At 42.3% G+C, this 21,467-nt stretch carries 8 protein-coding genes; all 8 read left to right on the forward strand.

Annotation, left to right across the window (positions count from 1 at the left end; all coding sequences use genetic code 11):
- Positions 1-525: 525 nt before the first annotated feature.
- Entirely contained in the window at positions 526-3,369 is a 2,844-nt protein-coding gene (locus FLL45_RS08825) for a TonB-dependent receptor (RefSeq protein ID WP_142941652.1), read from the forward strand.
- 201 nt (positions 3,370-3,570) lie between these two features.
- Complete coding sequence (locus FLL45_RS08830; RefSeq protein WP_142941653.1) at positions 3,571-5,064, forward strand: tryptophan halogenase family protein; 1,494 nt, start codon at positions 3,571-3,573, stop codon at positions 5,062-5,064.
- Positions 5,065-5,094: 30 nt separating this feature from the next.
- Positions 5,095-6,582, forward strand: coding sequence for a tryptophan halogenase family protein (locus FLL45_RS08835; protein ID WP_142941654.1), 1,488 nt, complete (start codon positions 5,095-5,097; stop codon positions 6,580-6,582).
- A 515-nt stretch (positions 6,583-7,097) separates the two neighbouring features.
- Entirely contained in the window at positions 7,098-10,106 is a 3,009-nt protein-coding gene (locus FLL45_RS08840; RefSeq protein WP_142941655.1) for a TonB-dependent receptor, read from the forward strand.
- A gap of 54 nt (positions 10,107-10,160) precedes the next feature.
- Positions 10,161-14,468 (forward strand): alpha-1,6-glucosidase domain-containing protein, encoded by a 4,308-nt coding sequence (locus FLL45_RS08845; RefSeq protein ID WP_142942242.1) that lies wholly within the window; start codon positions 10,161-10,163, stop codon positions 14,466-14,468.
- A 585-nt stretch (positions 14,469-15,053) separates the two neighbouring features.
- Complete coding sequence (locus FLL45_RS08850) at positions 15,054-16,928, forward strand: glycoside hydrolase family 13 protein (RefSeq protein WP_142941656.1); 1,875 nt, start codon at positions 15,054-15,056, stop codon at positions 16,926-16,928.
- A 90-nt stretch (positions 16,929-17,018) separates the two neighbouring features.
- Positions 17,019-19,460, forward strand: a complete 2,442-nt coding sequence (locus FLL45_RS08855) for a glycoside hydrolase family 31 protein (RefSeq protein ID WP_142941657.1) — start codon at positions 17,019-17,021, stop codon at positions 19,458-19,460.
- A gap of 22 nt (positions 19,461-19,482) precedes the next feature.
- Positions 19,483-21,408 (forward strand): alpha-amylase family protein, encoded by a 1,926-nt coding sequence (locus FLL45_RS08860; protein WP_142941658.1) that lies wholly within the window; start codon positions 19,483-19,485, stop codon positions 21,406-21,408.
- The last annotated feature ends 59 nt before the right edge of the window (positions 21,409-21,467 follow it).

Raw genomic sequence — 21,467 nt, forward strand, 5'->3', positions numbered from 1 at the left:
CACATCCACTTTATTTATCACCTAGATCCTTGATCAATAAGTCTATATTTAATGAAACACTCGTCAAATTAAAACTAATGTGCGCCCGAATGCATAATTTGCATAAAAATATGCAAAAGAAATTCAGTCGCTTTTCATGGTCGAGAAGCCATTAAAACTAACTGTCTAAAATCTCACTAAGTGATTGTATTTAAAGTTTTTATCTCATTTTTCTTAATTGAATCTATACTCAGTTATGTAGCATCCTTTTTTTAGCGTTGTTTTGCATAATTCATTGAATACGTATGCAAAATATTGTGCCCGCTAGTTGATGGTGGATATTATCGAGAGCGATGGAAAAGTATTGATAATTGCCATTTCAAAAAATAAGTACAGAGAAGGCCATTCAGCATTATTTCCAATTAGTTTTCGATAGTTCTCAGAATCGCCGCAGTAGAATGTCACAATAAAGCGATAGAGGGGCCGTCTTAAAAGAATTACAAAACAACTACCAACAAGGTTAAATCAATCGGGGAGGAAACCTGCATGTTGAAATTTAAGCCTAGTAAGCTAACTATGGCTCTACTGTCGAGTGGACTGTTGCTGAGTGCGCCAGTTTATGCTCAAGAAGCTGAGGAGCAAAATCAAGATGTTGCGTCTGAAGAGGAAGTTGGCCAGATCGTAACTATTACTGGTATTCGCGGCTCTCTCGCTCGCGCTCAAGCGATCAAATCTGATGCAAATAATATTGTTGAAGCACTTTCTGCAGAAGATATCGGTAAATTACCGGATACTTCTATCGCTGAATCATTAGCGCGTTTACCGGGTGTTTCTGGTGAGCGTCGTAATGGTCGTACGAGTGGTCTATCGATTCGTGGTCTCAATGAGAACTACATTGCGACTTCTTTAAACGGCCGTGAGCTTTTGGGGATGGGGGACAACCGAGGCGTTGAATACGACCTCTACCCAACAGAATTTATCAAAGACATCGTGGTTTACAAAACTCCACAAGCCGATGTGATGAACCAAGGTATTGGTGGTACCGTTGATATGCGTACTGTCAGTCCATTAAGTTCAGATCCTACGATGACGCTCAACTATACCTATGAGCAAAATGAAAAAGATGCTTTTAATCCTGATTTTGACAACAGCGGTGATCGTCTTGCATTTAACTTCACTGATAAGTTTGCAGATGATACGTTAGGTCTAGCGCTTGTTGTGGCTACTCAAGAGTCAACACGCCAAGAGATTAATTCTCGTATCTGGGGTTACCCAGCTTCAGGTGTTGCGCCAGGTGCAAACGTATTTGGTGGGCACGACTCGTTTATCCGTTCAGCGGTTTTAGACAGAACTTCTGTCGCAACTGTCGTTGAATATGCACCCTCAGAAAAATTGAAAATGCAAGTCGATGCACTTTATATCGATTTTGATGAAAGCGATGTTCGCCGAGGTATTGAGGAAGGTGGACCAGAATGGGGTACCGGAAACTATGTTGCTACAGAAGTTGAAAATGGGTTGGTGACTGCAGGTAACTATGATGGATTTCACTCAGTTATTCGCAATGATGCCCGCTCGCAATTGGCAGAGTTAACGACTGTAGCCTTTAACCTTGAGTACTACATCAATGATGAGATGACTTTTGAGTTAGACTTCTCGACTGGTGAAGTTGAAAAATCAATTACAGACATTGAGAGTTATTCCGGTGTGGGTCGTGCGGGTATTGCAAACAGACCATTGACAGCTCGTTCGTTTGAAATGACACCTCAAGGTGTATTCTTTAGTGCTCATCCTACCGTTCCGCTCGTCGATTTATCTGATCCTAATGTTGTGAGATTAGCTGGTCCTCAAGCATGGGGTGGAAGTTTAGCGCCTGTTCCGGCATTCCAAGGTGTACCTGGTTTTGCGCCTAACACGGCACAAGATGGCTTCGTCAATGCACCAGAATTTGACGAGTCACTTGATACACTCCGATTAGAGCTTCAAGGCGATATTGAGTGGGGCATTTTCAACAGTTATCAAGTCGGCTTGAATTACTCGGACCGCCAAAAAACCAAAATTAATGAGGGTGCATACCTAACTGCGCCAACATGGCCAAACGATGGACCTATTCCAAGCCAATACTTACTTGGTACCACTGATTTGAGTGTGTTTGGTTTAGGAAGCATTGTCGCATACGATAGTTTATCGCTCTATAACAGTGGCTTCTATACCGAAACAGCAGCTTCAGGACTAGAGAATGGACGCTTGGGTGATACTTACTCAATTAGCGAAGAGTTAATTACATTATTTGCTCAGTTGAACATCGATACTGATTGGGGCGACGTGCCAGTTCGCGGTAACTTAGGTATTCAGTTTGTCGATGCAGATCAAAGTGCGCAAGGTTTTGATACAGTAACCGGGCCTGACTTGTTTACTCAAGCTACACCAACTTCTGGTGGCGCGAGTTACAGTGACGTGCTTCCAAGCCTTAATCTTAGCTTTGAAATTCAAGATGACCAATTCATTCGTACCGCCTTTGCGACAGTATTAAGTCGTCCGCGAATGGATGATATGCGACCCAACAACCAAGTAGGTTTCCAGTTCAACGACAACAACATACTTGATCCTCAAGTCGGTCCTTGGAGCGGAAGTGCTGGTAACGCCGAGCTCAAACCTCTTGAAGCCGATCAGTTTGACTTAGGTTATGAGAACTACTTTGCAGATGATGGTTATTTCGCGTTCAACTTTTTCTACAAAGATTTGAAAAACTGGCATCGCTCAGGTGCATTCATTGCGGATTTCACACCATTCTATATTCCGGGGTATCATCAAACTTCAGATAATACGAATCCACCTAACCAACCTCCAGCCACTTTCCAGGGTGTTGTTACATTCCGTGAAGATGGTTTAACTGGAAGTATTACTGGTCAGGAATTCCAAGCGAGCATTCCTTTCGGAACTTTCAGTGATGTGATGGACGGATTTGGAATTGTAGTCAGTGCAACTTTCCTTGAAGGTGACTTTGACGCGGACCAAGACGGAAATGGTGAAAACGATCCAATTCCTGGATTGTCTAAAGAAAACTACTCATTCACAGCCTACTACGAAAACTCAGGATGGGAATTCCGAGTTTCAGGTACCAAACGCAAAGATTTCCAAACAGAAACACGAGGGATCAGTTTATCGCTCGTTCCACAGGAAGATCTCGGTGCTGAATTGTGGGATGCTCAGATTGGATACAACTTCGACGAGTCTGGTATTGAGGCGCTTAAAGGTTTAAGGATTACCCTTCAGGGACAAAACTTAACTGACGAAGAAACTATCAAGATTGATGGCGACCCGCGCCAGATTACTGAGTTCCAATCTTATGGCGCTAACTACTTGCTTGGATTTAACTACGAATTCCAATAAGAGTTAGTTGAGTAACTAGGTAGTACAAACCCACCCACTCGGGTGGGTTTTTTGTGTCTAACTAATGAGATTTTATTGATTTAACTGGTGATCGTTCTTTTTAAAATGGTATAACTAACTGCAAAGAAAATTACTATCAAAACAGCTAAAAGACAGACTAAAAACAAACCGATAAATCAGTCCAACAATGAGTGTTATTCAATGACAAAAAGCTTAATAAAAAATGTCGTCATTCTTGGTGGCGGAACTGCAGGGTGGATGTCTGCAGTTTTAATCAAGAAAGTCATGGGAAGTGTGGTAAATGTCGAACTCGTTGAGTCAGAAGCGATTGGCACCATTGGTGTAGGCGAAGCGACTATTCCACCCATCCAATTATTTAATAGTGTACTCGGTTTAAACGAAGCTGAATTTTTGCGAGAAACAAAAGCCACGATCAAATTAGCAATTAAGTTTGATAATTGGAAAGAGCTTAATCACAGTTACTATCACACATTCGGCGCTGCTGGAAAAAGCTTGGCCTTTTGTCACTTTCACCACCTTTTGCAACGTGCACAAAACTTAGGCCATCAATCTCACTTATGGGAATATGACTTAAATTATTTATGTTGTGAAGCAGAGAAATTCGCCAAAATTAATACTCAAGACCCAATATTGGAGATGGGCTATGCCTATCATTTTGATGCCAGTTTGTATGCTGCTTATCTGCGAAAGTTAAGTGAGCAAATGGGCGTCAAACGAACCGAAGGGATGGTGAATGATGTCAAGCAACACAAAGAATCCGGTTTTATCGAATCGCTTATTTTAAAGGATGGTCAAGAGATTCAAGGTGATTTGTTCATCGATTGTTCTGGGATGGCTGGTCTATTAACCGAGAAGAAACTGAATACTGGTTATGAAGACTGGAGCCATTGGTTAAGGTGTGATCGCGCGGTTGCTATGCCTTCCGAGCGTTTTGAAAACACCTTACCCTATACTCGCTCGATAGCTCATACTGCGGGATGGCAATGGCGGATTCCCTTACAGCATCGAAATGGGAATGGTTTAGTATATTCGAGTCACCATTACTCTGAAGATGAAGCGGTGAATATATTAACCGATAACTTAGAAAGCCCTTCGTTAGGGGATCCAAACTTCATTCGATTCAGGACTGGTCGCAGAAGAAAACAGTGGAATAAAAATGTTATTGCGGTCGGCTTATCTAGCGGTTTTCTTGAGCCGCTAGAGTCAACAAGTATTCATCTTATACAATCGGCAATAGTTCGACTTTTACATAACTTCCCACATCAAGGTATCGATGAATCACAAGTTGCAGAATACAACAAGCAATCAAAAATAGAATACGAACAAATCAGAGACTTTATTATTCTGCATTATCATGTGAATGAAAGAACCGATTCTCAGTTTTGGATTGATGTTCGTCACATGGATATTCCTGCAAGTCTCAAACATAAAATTAAAATATTTAAAGAGAACGGACAGTTGTTCAGGGAACAAGAAGATCTATTTGCCGAGAGTTCTTGGCTGCAGGTGATGATGGGACAAGGTATTCAACCAAGAGACTATCACCCATTAGCGGACGGTGTTCCGCAGGACAAACTGTTTAATATGCTCGATCAAATTAAGGCCATAAAGCAAGAACCGTTAGCAAAGCTACCGACACATGATGAGTTTTTGAATAAGCTTTGTAATACTTAAAAATGAGCAACGATTAAAAGAAGCATAATAATGAGTCAAAAACACATTCTGATTTTAGGCGGTGGAACTGCAGGCTGGATGGCTGCTAATCTTTTCGCGAAGAAATGGCCAACTGAAAAAGCAAAAATAACATTAGTCGAATCACCCGATGTAGACATTATTGGTGTAGGAGAAGGGTCGACACCCTCGTTAAAGCATTTTTTTGAATCAATTGATGTTCAAGAAAAAGACTGGATGCCAAAATGTAATGCCACCTATAAAGTGAATATTCGTTTTGATGATTGGAGTCCCAAGTCTGGAGTGACTTCTTATCGGCATCCCTTTACTTCTCAAGTTGACGTGTTTACCGCTCGGGCTTTTATGGTGAATACTCGTACTCGACGTCTGGGTTTAGATACCCATGTCAATCCGGAAAGCTTTTTATTGAATGGCCAACTAGCCAAAACGGGCAAGGGGCCACTAACGCCTGCTAATTTTCCTTTTATCACCGAGTATGGCTACCACTTCGACTCTCATTTGTTGGGCAAATATTTATCTGATTTAGCCGTCTCTCGAGGGGTTAATTATCAACAGGCTCATATCGAAGAAGTTGTTTTAAATGAGCATGGCGACATCGAGTGTTTAAGGACTCGCGAAAACTCTGCTATCAATGCGGACTTTTTTATTGACTGTACAGGGTTTGTCAGCTTACTGATGCAAAAGACACTTAAAGTGCCATTTAAAGCGTTTAAAGAAAATTTGTTTAATGATTCAGCGGTTGTTATGCCAACAAAAATAGACGCAGAAATTCCTGTTGAAACCGTTTCTACGGCACTTTCTGCGGGATGGTGTTGGAAAATTCCATTAACGAATCGATACGGTAATGGTTATGTATACAGCGCTGATTTTATTTCTCGGGATGAAGCGGAAAATGAGTTTAGGCAGCACTTGGGTATGCTTAATTCCGATGAAGATGTTCGTCACTTGAAAATGAGAGTCGGACAATTAGAAAAACATTGGAGTAAAAATTGTATGGCGATTGGTTTGTCGCAAGGTTTTATTGAACCTCTCGAAGCAACCGCTTTACATTTAGTTCAGATCGCCATTGACACTTTTGCCAACTATTACGAAAAGGGACAGTTTTCTAATCAGTATCAGTCTAACTTTAATCATGAAATTTCTAATCGTTTCGAAAAAGTGAGAGATTATATTGTTGCTCACTATAAAATGAATACGCGTGATGACAGTGATTATTGGATCGCTAATCGAGAAAATAAACACCTCTCCGATTCGCTAATGCGGATTTTAAATGTCTGGTTTAAAGGCGAAGACCTTCATGCTGAAATTGAACGACAACAACTCGACTCGCATTTTGATGCGGTATCTTGGCATTGCTTGTTAGCAGGTTATGGTGCCTTTCCCAAACTTGTTGCCCAACAGCCTGGGCAAGGTGATCTGTATCAAGAACAAAATATCGAGAAGTTTATTGAAGGGTGTAGTCTTAATTATAAATCACATGCGGAATGTTTATATCAGTAAAGCCTAATTAAACCAACAAAACGACATCAAAAAGAACTATCATCCGACTGAAACCTATCACTCAGGTAACGCCTGTCACCCAAGTAAAGCCGATCACATAAGTAAAACCAGTCAGCCAATACAATCATGCACTCAAATAACACCGGTTATATCGAACAATTATTCGAGATTTAATTCGGCATTCGTATTTTTGTTGCTGTTTCATAGCATGGAACATTACGCGCCATAATCAACTTGCTTAATGAGGTCTGTCCACTCAATTTAATGCTGTGTGTTGCATACGTATGATTTTGATGGTTTGGCTTTTTGAAAGTCTGTAAATAGTGAATATTTGTGAATTGAATACGTATGCAATCAGTTGTTCTGAGATTTTGATCCCCCGTATGATTAGTCGTTAGGACTATTACATATTCGTGTGTCTCTCAAGTTGTCCGTTTGTTTTACGGCTGAATAATAAAAATTTGCCGGTGAGCGAGTGAGAATAAAAACACAATAATCAACACGGGGGTAAATCTATGGCGATTTTTAAGCCGAGCTTGTTAACGTTGGCTTTAACAACTGCCGGACTGACCATGGGCGGTATATCATTGCCGACTCATGCACAAGAAGCGCAGGCTCAAGAACAAGCGCAATCTAATCTAGCCGAATCAAAACAAGCTGAACCAAAACAAGCCGATCCAACAGCGTCTCAACAAGATTCTGAAACGAGCACCTCAGTTTCAGCTGAAACTACGCAAACCAATGCCGCACAAGAAGATGAAGAAGGCAATAAAATGATCATCACGGGTTTTAGAGGCTCGTTGTTGAGATCCGTTGATGAAAAGCGAGTAGCTGACACAGTATCTGAACATTTATCAGCTGATGATTTGGGCGCATTACCCGATATTTCGATTGCTGATGCATTAACGCGTTTACCAGGAATCGCGGCAGTTAGAACTGGCGGGCAAGCGGCGGAAATCAACATTCGTGGTTTGTCGGGTGTCTTTGTACACACTACTTTGAACGGTCGTGAACAAGTGTCGACAAGTGGAACCCGAAGTGTTGAATTTGACCAATATCCTTCGGAATTAATTTCTTCAGCCGCTATTTACAAGTCGCAAAAAGCTTCGTTAATTGAAGGCGGTGTTGCAGGCACGGTTGAGCTACGAACAGCTTCCCCGCTTAGTATGCGCAATCAGCATACGTTTAACGCAAGTGTGAGAGGAATGTTTAATGATCGCTCGGATGAAGTCTATGACTCTAAATCTTCAGGTGATCGCTTCAGCTTTTCTTATCAAGGAAAGTTTGCCGATGATACCTTAGGTTTTTCCGTTGGTTACGCGCGGCTTTTCCAGCCCAACGTTGCTACTCAATTTATTGGGTTGGCGTATAACGCAACCCAAGATGTTGACGGTATCGCTAACGACACAGGCGGCCCGGACAACTGCCCAGAGTGTGAATATATTAGCGAAGGATTCGAAATGCAACATCGTGGCGGTGAAGAAACCAGAAACGGCTATGTAGGCGTTATCGAGTGGGCGCCTAATGATACTTTTCGATTAAAGGCTGATGCGTTTATTTCTGATTTTGATTCTGAAGCATTTGCTCGAGGTTTCCGGGTCAAGTTTGATGGAAGTACTGCGGATATTTTAAATCCTGTTGTATTCAACAACGCGGTCATTGGTGGAACGATTAATCGCAACAATAATAATACCCGAGTTGAAATCGTCAATGATGACAATACGGATTATGATCGTGTTGAAAACTATGGGGTAAATGCCGAATGGATTTTAACGGATCAGTTTACATTAACCGGTGATATCTCCTATTCGACTGCGTCAAGTAACTTCAGAAATGGCTTACTTTGGTCACTGGTTTCTGAAGATACTTCAGCCGATCCATTGGTGCTTGATGAGAACGTTTCAATTGCTTATCAGTTGAATGGACTCAATCTACCCAATATTGGATTTAATCAAAATTTTACTGACTTAAATCGTGTTGCACTGAGTAAATATGGAATTTATCCATTTGAAAATGATGACACCTTAAAAGCGATTCGTTTTGATGGCAAATATGATTTGATTGACAACGACATATTTTCATCATTTGAATTCGGCATGCGTTATTCAGAGCGTCAGTATAGTGCTGACCGTTCAGTATTTGAGTACGGCCAAGACAATTTATTCTTAACGAGTGAGCCACCACTAAGGTTAACCAACGATATGGTCACGGTGGTTGATTGGAGTGGTGATTTTGCCTACTTCCCAAGCTATCTTGCTATCGACTATGACGCAGCTTTAAATGCTTGGTTCCCAAATGGTGTGCCTCAACCCGCGCAAACTTGGGGTGTTAATTCTCAAGGTGAAATTGATTACTCGACAAGTTGGTCGATTTTAGAAAGTGGCGATGTTTGGGAAGATGTTACCGCGGCATATTTTATGGCTAACATTGATGCAGAGTGGGGTGATGTGCCTATTACCGGTAACTTTGGCGTCAGAGTTATTGAATCACAACAGTACGCAACTTTTATCGAAGATGTTGGTGGTAGCTTAGAACAAGGCGCGCAAAATATTACTGACGAAACCGGTCTTGTTAGTAGCCGTTATGCGTCTCGCGTTGTCGGCACGACTTATACTGATACACTTCCTCAGTTGAATCTTAACTTCAAGATCACAGATGACTCACAAATTCGATTTGCCGCTGCGCGAGTCATGTCAAGACCCGATATTAATCGACTCGCAGCAAATGCGAGTAGTAACATTGCTGATGATGGTGAGTTCTCTGCTTCAAGTCGAAATAGTCCGTTCTTAATGCCATTTATGGCAGACCAATATGATATTTCTTACGAACATTATTTCGACAAGTCTGATGGTGCATTTGTTGTTGCTTTATTCTACAAAGATATCAAATCTTTTGTACAAAACTTTGATTTGTTTGAATTTGACTTCGCCGGAAATGGTTTTAATGTACCTACCTATGTTCCAGGAACTGAGCCCGGTAATGAAGATAGTTTACCGCCAGTACTGGTTACCAATGGGACATACTCTACTGCAGTTAATAATGCAGAAGGTGGTTACTTTAGAGGATTGGAATTATCTTACACCGAAATCTATTCAGGGTTACCGGGGATTTGGTCGGGACTCGGTGTCTCGGCGAGCTATGCCTATACTGATAGTTCAGTCAGTCTCATTACAGACTTAGCCGGAACCTCTTATGAGCAAACTTTTCCTGGCTTATCAGAACATGTCTTAAACGCATCAGTGTTTTTAAATTATGATCAATTTGAAACACGAGTTGCAATTCGTAATCGAAGTGACTTTGTATCGGAACAAGTTGCAGTGAATACTCAGCAAGCGTTTTTCGATTCAGAAACCGTAATCGATTACCAAGCTTCATACGACATTAATGACAACTCTCGAGTTGTTTTCCAAGTCAACAATCTAACCGACCAACCTACCAAAAGTTATTTTGGTACGCAGGCGCAAACCGGAACCATCCAATATTTCGGTCGCCAATACTTTCTTGGTCTGAGTTATCAACTTTAAGAGTGAGGTCGAATGAAGATGAAATTTTCTCAATTATTTTTTGGAGCTCAGTCGATGTTTGATTCTAAAAAGCTATCGAGTTTGTTGGCGGCGCTCGTGTTAAGTATCAGTATTTTAGGTTGCGACGCTACCGACGATATTGAACAAGGTCAGATTTTATTAACCTGCGATGCGCCTTTGATTATTAATGATGCAGGAAATGCTTGTGTCGATCGACCTCCGTTAGCCTGTCCCGCTCCACTGGTTGCTAACGCCGATAATACCGAATGCGTGGTCGGTGCCGATCCTAATGCACCAACCCCAACGGTCTTTCCAACCGAAAACCAAGCTATTTTGTATTACAACCGACCGCAAGATGCGTCTAACACGCCGGATGACTCAGTCTATGATGGTTATGTTCTTCACACATGGAACAACGAAGAATGCGATGCTTATGCTGAGCCTTATGATGCTTCAACTTGGGGTGAAGAGCATGATTTTGATGGCATCGATCCAAATTATGGTGCCTATTGGATAGTCAACTTAAAGCCAGCGGATGAACGTGGTGATTGTGCGAACTTTATTATTCACATTGGAACCGATGATGCCGGTAAAGAACTTGGCGGAGGCGACTGGAAAATGAGCCTGATTCAAGACGACGCGGAATTCCAACGGGTTAATTTTACCATTTCTGGTTATCCTGCCGTCTTCGAATATCCGATTACTTCATTAGGTGAGCTACCTTTGCAAGTGCAAGATTTCGCTGCTCACTGGATCGATGTGAATACCTTAGTTTGGGATATTGATGCAGCACTCGCTACTGAAGTCAGGCTCCATCATTCGGCAACGGCGGATATCGAAGCGGATGATGATGGTAACTTGACTGGTGCAAGTATTGCTCTTACTCAAACGGCACTAACACCTGAGCAAGAAGCGGCTTTTCCAATGTTTGCTGGTTGGGCTGTCTTCCAAGGTGAGTGGACAGCGGAAGACGCTAAGGGTGTTTTGAAAAATCAATTAGTACTTGCTGCTTATAATGCAGACGGACCTTATTTAGCAACCAATATCCAAGCGGCTAAAGCGCTGGATGCCGTGTATACCAGTGGGGAAGCCGATGCTGATGAAGCGACTTTAGGTTTGGTTTATACCAGTGAGTCAATTGATGTTGCGATTTGGGCGCCAACAGCACAAGATGTCAAACTCAAAGTTTACGATGCAGAGAAAAATTTGACCGCGACACATGATATGTCGGAAGACGCCGCAACCGGTGTTTGGAGTTACGCTGCTGACCCAAGTATGGACAGAATGTTTTATCGGTTTGAGGTGACAGTTTATCATCCGCAAAATGATGCCATTGAAGTCGTGGAGGTTACAGACCCTTATTCAGTGAGTTTATCTACCAATGGCGACCATAGCCAGTTTGTTAACTTGGCCGATGAGGACCTCAAACCTGAGGGTTGGGACTCTCATACCGTTCCGACTATCGTTGACCCAGAAGATGCGGTGATTTTAGAAGGCCACATTAGAGACTTTAGTGCTCGGGATGAAAGTACCAGTGAGGCCAATCGCGGTAAGTATTTAGCATTTGCAGAAAGTGGTACTGCACCGGTGCAATATTTACAAGATTTAGTTGCGGCTGGTGTTACTCATTTTCATATGTTACCAGCGAATGATATCGCAAGTATTAATGAAGATGCGTCAAGAATTGTTGACATCAACGATACGGTCGCTGACTTATGTGCAGTGAATGAAAATGCGCAAGTTTGTAGTGATCTTGGAGCAACCAACACAACAGTTTTGCAAGATTTGTTTGAGAGCTATCTTCCGTCTTCGGCGGACGCGCAAACGCTTGCCAACGACATGCGCGGATATGATTCGTTTAACTGGGGATATGACCCGGAACACTTCAATGTGCCTGATGGTATCTATGCCTCAGATCCTGATGGTGTTGCTCGTATTATTGAGATGCGTCAGATGAATCAAGCATTACATGAGTTGGGTTTAAGAGTTGTTTTGGATGTGGTGTACAACCATACCAATTCTGCGGGTCTGTATGAGAACTCGGTGTTTGATAAGGTAGTCCCTGGTTATTATCATCGCCGTGATCTCACTACAGGTGCCGTGCAACAATCAACTTGTTGCAATGATACTGCGCTTGAACATCGCATGATGGACAAGTTTATGAACGACTCGTTAGCAATTTGGACTGAACATTATAAATTTGATGGATTCCGCTTTGATATTATGAGTCATGGCTCTGTCGAGCAAATGTTAGCGGCGCGCGATTCTGTGCAAGCTATCGACCCTGATAATTATTTTTATGGTGAAGGCTGGTATCGCGGTGATGGCCGTGAAGATCAAGCGAACCAAAATAACATGGCAGGGAGTGAGGTAGCCACTTTCAATGATCGATTACGAGAAGGTGTTCGCACTGGTGCGCTATTTAATGCTGAAGGTAGTATGGCTGAGCAAGACGTTGTTAAACTAGGAATGGCCGGTACCTTAGCAAACTATGTTTTGGAAGGGTCAGGTGGCTCTGCCGCGACAGGCAGTAGTTTTTCGCGACCGGCTTATGGATTAGATCCTGCCGATGTTATTAACTATGTTTCAAAGCACGATAACGAAACGCTTTGGGATCAAATGCAGTATGTCCTGCCGTTTGAAATGTCACTTGAGGATCGAGTTCGTTCACAAAACATCGCACAAGGCATTATGGTGATGAGCCAAGGGATTCCTTTCTTCCAATTCGGTGGAGATTTCTTACGCTCTAAGTCGATGGACCGCAACACTTATGATGCGGGTGATTGGTTTAACTTAGTTGATTTCACCAAGAACAAAAATAACTGGAATGTCGGTTTACCTCTGGCGCAAGACAACCAAAATAATTGGGATACCATTGTTGGTTTATCGACTAGCCCGTTAACTCAAGCAAGCGCGAGTGATATGCAGTTTGCCTCGAGCGTTTTCCAAGAGTTCCTAAGCATTCGCCGTGACAGCAAGTTATTTAGGCTGACCACAGAAGCCGATATTTTAGCGCGTGTTGGGTTCCATAATTTGGGGAGTCGCCAAACTCAAGGTGTTATTGTGATGAGCATCGATGATGGTGTTGGCTTAACCGATTTGGACCCTGCCAATGATGCGATCGTTGTTGTTGTTAATGCTTCTGCGAATGATGTTTCACATACCGTGTTAACCGCGTCAGGCTTTAGTTTACATCCTACCTTGGCCGCTTCAGTTGACGCGAGAGTTGCCTCAGCAAGTTTTAGCGAAGGTGAGGGTGAAGGTACTTTCAACGTCCCCGCAAGAACCATGGCAGTTTTTGTCAAAGCGCAAGGCGCCGAGCAAGGCGAAGGATTATCGGCTTATGCGACCTCTGGTGCACCTGATGTTGTGCCCTATGGTGATACTATCGTTTACCTTAGAGGTGATATGAATGGTTGGTCAACGAATGATGCATTTGAGTATTTAGGATATGGTGTTTATTCCGTTGCTGTCGACTTAACCGGTGGAACAACTTACAACTTTAAGTTTGCTTCCGAAGATTGGTCGACGGTTAATTACGGGGCAACCTCTGGTGCTGATGCGGTTGTTACTGAGGGTGAAGATAAAATGCTTGCTCAAACTAATGACAATTTGCAATTTACACCAGCGATCGATGCTACCTATCTATTCCAAGTTGATGCAAGTGAGTCGACAGCGCCAGTGCTTAACGTGGTGAACGAAGAGCCGTTTGTCGGAACAACTGTTTATCTGCGGGGCGATATGAATAGCTGGGGAACATCGACGCCTTTTAGCTATGATGGCGGAAGGATTTATACGGTATCTGTTGACCTTACCGAAGGCACTTATAATTTCAAAGTTGCATCTGAAGATTGGAGTACGGTCAACTTTGGTGCGGAAAATGCGTCTGAAGCTGCCGTTGAGTTGGGTGTTGAAGAGTTGTTATTCCAAACGAACGATAATCTCAACATCACAATCCCAAGTGATGGTAGTTATGTCTTTATCTTTGATATGACTAACTTAGAACCTAAACTACGCGTCTTTGATCAACAGTTTTTTGGTGCAACGCCGGTATTCTTGCGTGGTAGCTTGAATGGTTGGGGTACAGATGATTTGTTTGCTTACAATGGTGACGGCACCTATAGTATCGATAAGGCCTTAACGGCAGGCGATTACGAGTTCAAGGTTGCTAGCGAAGATTGGTCAACGGTCAATTTCGGCGCACTAGATAGCGATTCTGCCGATGTTGATTTGGATGTGCCTGAGGCGCTTTTTGTCACCAACGATAACCTGAGAATTACCATTCCAAGTGATGGTAATTACCGGTTTACGGTAACTGGGCCCGATGGCAGTGCGCCCTCTGTAACGGTTTCAGCTCAATAGAAGACTACTCCCATAAGGTTTTCAATGGTTACCGCCTGCTTGCAGGCGGTTTTTTTATGTCTATTGAACGTTCGAGATCGCTTTGCAGAAATAGCTATCTCATTGATAAATATGAGTTAATTGGTTGAATGATGTTGATTAGACAGTGAATACGTATGCAAAGTATTGAGTATCTACACGCTAGGAGTAGTATGAGAAATGAGCGAGCGGAAAAGTCAATTTTTTATTATGACACCGCTAGACAAAGAGATTTTTTTCTGTAGAATGGAACTCATCAACGCATTTTAAAAGCCAGTCACCAAGTTAGCGTTTGAATGAAGTAAACAAGAAGTTAAAAGTTCAAAATCGTTGACTCGCTTTTATGACCAGTAGTGTCGCTCCGGGTTATTGGGTAAGCCCGGTTTTCGATAGCCGTCCAGCGCAAGCTGGACGGTTGATCGATTAGCTTAAGGACGCTGTCTTAACAGTTACAATTCTATTAAGATAACCTTAAGCAAACCTGACCGCCCTGCTGCGAGAAGTCCACTCCCTGATAGTGAAATCTCTTTGACAACCAATAATAACTTGCGGCCAAAGAATCATTTCATGACAAAAAAAAACGTTCTTTTTTATCTCATCATTTCATCCATTTTTATTAATCCCGTTGCCTTTGCCGAAGTTAATCTCAGATCTGTAGAACCGCCTTCTTGGTGGGTTGGTATGAGTAGTCAAAAGCTTCAGTTAATGCTCCATGGAGATAAGCTTGCTAATTATCAAGTCACTACCTCGTCGAATAGCTGGCAAATTGAATCCGTCGAAACCAGCGACAATGCCAATTACTTGTTCATCAATTTACGGATAAACGACAATGCAAAAGCGGGAAACTATCCGCTTACATTGCGCAGCAAAGATGGCAAAGCGATACACACGATTAATTATTCGCTTAATCAACGAAGAAAAAACTCAGCTAATCGAGAAGGGTTTAACTCATCAGATGTGATTTATTTAATTACCCCAGATCGTTTCGTTAATGGCGATTATTCCAATGATACCGTTGCTAGTCTCAGCGAAGGGATTAACCGTGAATATGAAGGGGGGCGATATGGTGGTGATATCCAAGGGATTATTGACAGTCTCGACTTCATCGAGTCTGTTGGTTACACCCAAATTTGGTTAAATCCGGTACTCGAAAACGCGCAAGAGAAATATTCCTACCATGGTTACTCGACCACTGATTATTATCAGGTTGATGAGCGATTTGGTAGCAATGAGTTATACCGAGAACTATCGTCTAAAGCGAAACAAAAAGGTATTGGTCTAATCAAAGACATTATTTTAAATCATATTGGATCGGGACATCCGTGGATGAGAGATATGCCCAACAACGATTGGATCAATCACGGCACTCAATTTGTATCGACCAATCATCGGCGGGAGTCTTTGCACGATCCCTACGGTACCGAGGAAGACAGGGAAGGAATGGCCAGTGGTTGGTTTGTTCCGACTATGCCGGATTTAAATCAGCGTAATGAAAAACTCGCCACCTATTTGATTCAAAACTCAATTTGGTGGGTAGAGTATGCCGATCTGTCTGGGATCCGCTTGGATACTTACCCCTATCCGGATAAAGACTTCCTAACCCGTTATACTCGTGAAGTGATGGCTGAATACCCTAATTTAAATATTGTTGGTGAAGAATGGAGCCTAAACCCAATCACCGTCGCTTACTGGCAAAAAGGCAAACAACGGCATGATAACTATGAATCCTATTTACGCTCTGTGATGGATTTTCCTCTGCAAGATGCGGTCGTTAAAGGATTAAAAGAAAAGGAATCTTGGTCCGATGGGATTACTAAAATCTATCAAACCTTAGCGACAGATTTTGTCTATGCTCACCCTGAAGAATTAGTCATTTTTCCAGATAACCATGATATGAGCAGAATTCATACGCAATTGGACCACGATCCTAAGCTGACCAAAATGGCCCTGGCTTTCTTTGCGACAACTCGCGGTATTCCGCAAATATTTTATGGGACCGAAGTATTGATGGATAATCCGGGGACCGACTCCCATGGCATTATTCGAAGCGAATTTCCTGGTGGGTGGAAGGACCACCAGGCGAGCGCATTGACTGGTAAAGGGTTAAGCCCCGATGCTAAATCAATGCTGGAATTTACCAGAAAATTATTCACATGGAGAAAAAGCAATCCTTTGATTCATAATGGCAAATTGACTCATTATGCCCCTCAAGATGGTGTGTATGTGTATTTTAGGACTCGTGAAAGTAAAGCGCATCAATCGTATAAGCAAGTAATGGTTATTATGAATAAGAATGATCAGGACACTGAAGTGAAACTTGAGCGGTTTAACAAAATGCTTGGAAACGCAACGCGCGCAACGAATATTATTTCGGGACAAGATTACATTCTTAAAGATACTATCATGTTGCCGAGCAAAACGGCGCTGGTTTTAGAATTTTAGCCTTCACAACACTTAATATCATTAACCAAGTAAAATGATGGATAGAGCCCTAGTGAATCCAGCGATAATAAGAATTAGGAAATTGAATTTATGGTAATGCAGTTAATTCGACAAAGCCAATTATTGAAACTAGTCGGTTTTATTTATCTTGTTCTCGTTTTATCAGCGTGCCAAAGTTTTCTCAGCGAAAATCCATATCGCTATTTAAGTCACGAAATCAATGACACAGCTTTAATCATTACAACGCCCGCTGGTAAAGTAGAGTATCGAACCTACGCTAATGATACGATTGAAGTTGTTTACCCGAACCAAGAAACCCAGTTACCTTCCTTCGCGAAACAACCGGCTTTGCAATCGAACAAGCCAACGGTCACTGTTTCGGAGGCGGAGATTCAGCTAATCAATGGTGATATTCGAGCGGTGATTACTAAAGATAATTTATCGACTTTATATTATCGCGACGAATCGTTACTTACTCAGCAGATCGCCTTCGCCCAAGACGCAGAAAAACTCGCTTTTGATTTTAAGTTAATGAACGATGAAAAAATTATGGGCGGTGGGCAGCGAGTGTTAGGGATGGACCGTCGCGGGCATCGGCTGCCACTTTATAACAAAGCTGATTATGGATATACCACGCATTCGACACAAATGTACTATAGCTTACCGGTGGTCATGTCAGATCGGAAATATGCGATAGTGTTTGATAATACAGCAAGTGGCTACCTCGATATTGGCCATTCTAATTCGGAACGACTGACGCTTGAAGCCATCGGCGGAAGAAGTAGTTATATCTTTATTGCCGGAGATTCCTATCCAAGTTTGGTGAGCAATTATGTTGAGATTACCGGAAAACAGCCCATGCCGCCAAGGTGGGCGTTCGGCAATCATGCCTCTCGTTTCGGTTATAAAACTGAAGCGCAAGTTAGAGAAACCATCAATAAATACCTCACCGAAGATTTTCCAGTCGATAGTGTGATAATTGATCTTTATTGGTTTGGTCCGGATATCAAAGGACATATGGGAAATTTAGATTGGGATAAGGAGGCCTTTCCAACCCCGCAAAAAATGATCGCTGATTTAAAAGCTAAAGGCGTTAAAACCATATTGATTACTGAACCTTTTATTTTGAGTACCTCAAAAAGGTGGCAAGACGCTGTTGATCATAAAGTACTCGCTAAAGATGCTACTGGCGAGCCGAGACGCTTTGATTTTTACTTCGGTAATACCGGATTAGTGGATGTTTTTGACGAAAATGCTCAGGCATGGTTTTGGGATATTTATCAAGGTTTATTTGCCCAAGGTGTCGCAGGTACTTGGGGCGATCTTGGAGAGCCTGAAGTTCACCCGGACGATTCAGTACACTTTATTTCAGAAATTGCAACACAAGTTAGAGGTGACCGAGTGCATAATGCCTATGGGCATGAATGGGCAAAACTCGTCTATGAAAAACAAAGACAACTGCAACCCAATAGTCGACCATTTATAATGATGCGCTCGGGGTTTGCGGGTTCTCAACGCTTTGGAATGATTCCATGGACTGGTGACGTATCCCGATCATGGGGAGGCCTAAAGCCCCAAGTCGAACTCAGTTTGCAGATGGGAATGATGGGGCTCGCATACACCCACTCGGATTTAGGCGGATTTGCTGGTGGCGAAACTTTTGATAAAGAAATGTATATTCGCTGGCTTCAATATGGCGTTTTTCAACCGGTATACCGGCCACACGCGCAAGACAATATTGCACCTGAACCGATATTTCATGACCCAGAAACCAAGGCTATTACCAGGGAGTTTATTAAGCTTCGTTATCAACTCTTGCCCTACAATTATACCTTGGCTTATGAAAACTCAACCTCAGGCATGCCACTTATGCGTCCTTTGATGTTTGAGGATGAGTCGGACGAATCACTGTTTCATGAAAAGTCATCTTATCTATGGGGAGATGCGTTTTTAGTTTCTCCTGTGACGAGTGCTGGTGTGAGTGAGCATACAATGCGTGTACCGAAAGGAATTTGGTTTGATTATTGGAATGGCTCACGATATCAGGGTGGGAAAAATATTACTGTACCCACTAACTTGAATATTTTACCGGTCCTTGTCCGGGCTGGTTCGTTTATACCGATGACCGATGTTGTGAGTACAACTGAACAATACTCCAGCGAAAATTTAACCCTTCATTATTACTTTGATGATTCAGTCAATCAAAGTTCAGGCCAGATGTATGAAGATGATGGAGAGTCGTTTGCCGCAATAGCAAATCGGGCCTATGACCTGCTGAAGTTTAACGCCCAAAATACCAATGACTATTTGGACTTTGATTTAAAACGTGAAGGTAGCGGCTACCCTGATATGCCAGAGAGTCGTCAAATATCGTTGGTCATTCACAACTGGAAGCAATCTCCAGAGTCAGTGAGTTTACAAGGATTAGATTTACCGCAAGAAAATATTATTTACGCTGCAGAAAGCGACATCTTAACGATCAAGTTTGACTGGTCTGAGAAAAAACTAAATTTAAATATTAAAAAGAAATAATGTTTGTTAAAGGAACAAGCTAATGAAAAAAATAGGTGTCTTGTTTGTGGGATTCGCTTTAGTCGCATGTACGCAACAACCAAACGAGAGTCATGAAACCAATACCGATGTTCAGATACCCAAAGTCGAGAAAGCTCAGAGTCAACAAAATAAGACGCTAAGCAAGCAAGGAAAGCCGGTCGTCTATCAGGTTTTCACGCGTTTGTTCGGTAATAAAAATTCGACCAACAAACCTTGGGGAACCATCGAAGAAAATGGCGTCGGTAAGTTTAATGATTTTACTGACCAAGCATTGAAGGGAATCAAAGAATTTGGCGTTACCCACATCTGGTACACTGGCGTGCCACATCACGCAGTGATCACTGATTACTCTGCGTATGGTATTTCAAATGATGATCCGGATGTTGTTAAGGGGAGGGCCGGTTCTCCCTATGCAGTTAAGGATTACTACAATGTTAACCCCGATTTAGCTGTTGATCCGGCGAAACGGCTTGAGGAGTTTGAGGCGCTCATAAAGAGGACTCATCAGCATGGTATGAAAGTGATAATCGATATCGTGCCTAATCATGTCGCTCGAAACTATCAATCACTGTCAAAACCAGCCGGTGTTGAAGATTTTGGCGCTTCCGATGATACCAGTGTCGAATATAAACGCGATAATAATTTTTATTATGTTGTCGGCGAGGCTTTTAAAGTGCCCGAACCGCTAAACAATTATCGACCTCTAGGCGGCGACAAGAATCCGCTTGCGGATGGAAAGTTCGAGGAAGTACCGGCTAAGTGGACTGGAAATGGTGCGAGAAAAGCACAGCCTCATTTTCACGATTGGTATGAAACCGTCAAAGTTAATTATGGTGTGCGTCCCGATGGTCGTTATGATTTTGATCGTTTACCTGAGACATATCGAACTAAATCATACCAGGAGCACGTTGCTTTTTGGCAGGATAAATCGGTCCCTAATTCGTGGAAAAAATTTCGAGAGATAGTATTGTATTGGACGGTAAAAGGAGTAGATGGATTTCGTTACGACATGGCTGAAATGGTACCGGTAGAGTTTTGGAGCTATCTCAACGCTTCAATAAAACAAGTGAATCCTGACGCCTTTTTATTGGCAGAAGTGTACAACCCAGACTTATATCGCGACTACTTGCAGCTTGGAAAGATGGACTATTTGTATGACAAAGTAGACTTATATGACACGCTTAAACCAATTATGCAAGGTAAACAAGTCACCTCGGCCATTACTCCTATCATTGAACGCTTTGCTGACATAGACACCAATTTACTGCACTTTTTAGAAAATCATGATGAACAAAGAATTGCGAGTCCTGACTTTGCTGGCGATGCGCTTAAGGGAAAACCTGCAATGGTCGTTTCCGCATTAATTGGTAAAGGGCCAACCATGCTCTATTTTGCACAAGCGTTGGGAGAGCCAGGAAAAGATGATGCTGGGTTTGGTGATCCCACGCGCACGACTATTTTTGATTACTTTGGTGTACCGAGTCTTCAACGATGGATGAATAACGGAAAATTTGATGGTGGTTTACTTTCAGAAAAAGAAAAAAAACTAAGGACTTTTTATACCCGTTTATTATCGTACAGCGCCAGTAGTTCGGCGGTTACTGGTGATTATGCTGATTTACATGCGACAAACCTTTCTCGAGCGCGAGCCGATAAAACCTCAGAGTATGATGAGAAACTCTATTCATTTGCGCGTTGGACTGAACAAGAAAAATTAATTGTTGTGAGTAATTTTTCGGACGAAAAAAGTTATTCAACAAGTTTATCAATTCCTGTTGAAGTGTTAGCAAAGATGAATATCCCATCCGGAGACCACTCATTAATGGATATAATGAGCGGAGCAACTTATAGCTTGAGCGTAAGTGACGGAGTAGGAGAGGTGAAGCTAACCCTAAAACCGTTACAGTCTTTGGTGCTTCAAATGTAATTGGCGAGTAATCAGCGATGTGTAAAAGAATTACGCAAATTTGGTGAAGAGCAAAATAC

Source organism: Aliikangiella marina, from assembly GCF_007004765.1.
GTDB lineage: Bacteria > Pseudomonadota > Gammaproteobacteria > Enterobacterales > Kangiellaceae > Aliikangiella > Aliikangiella marina.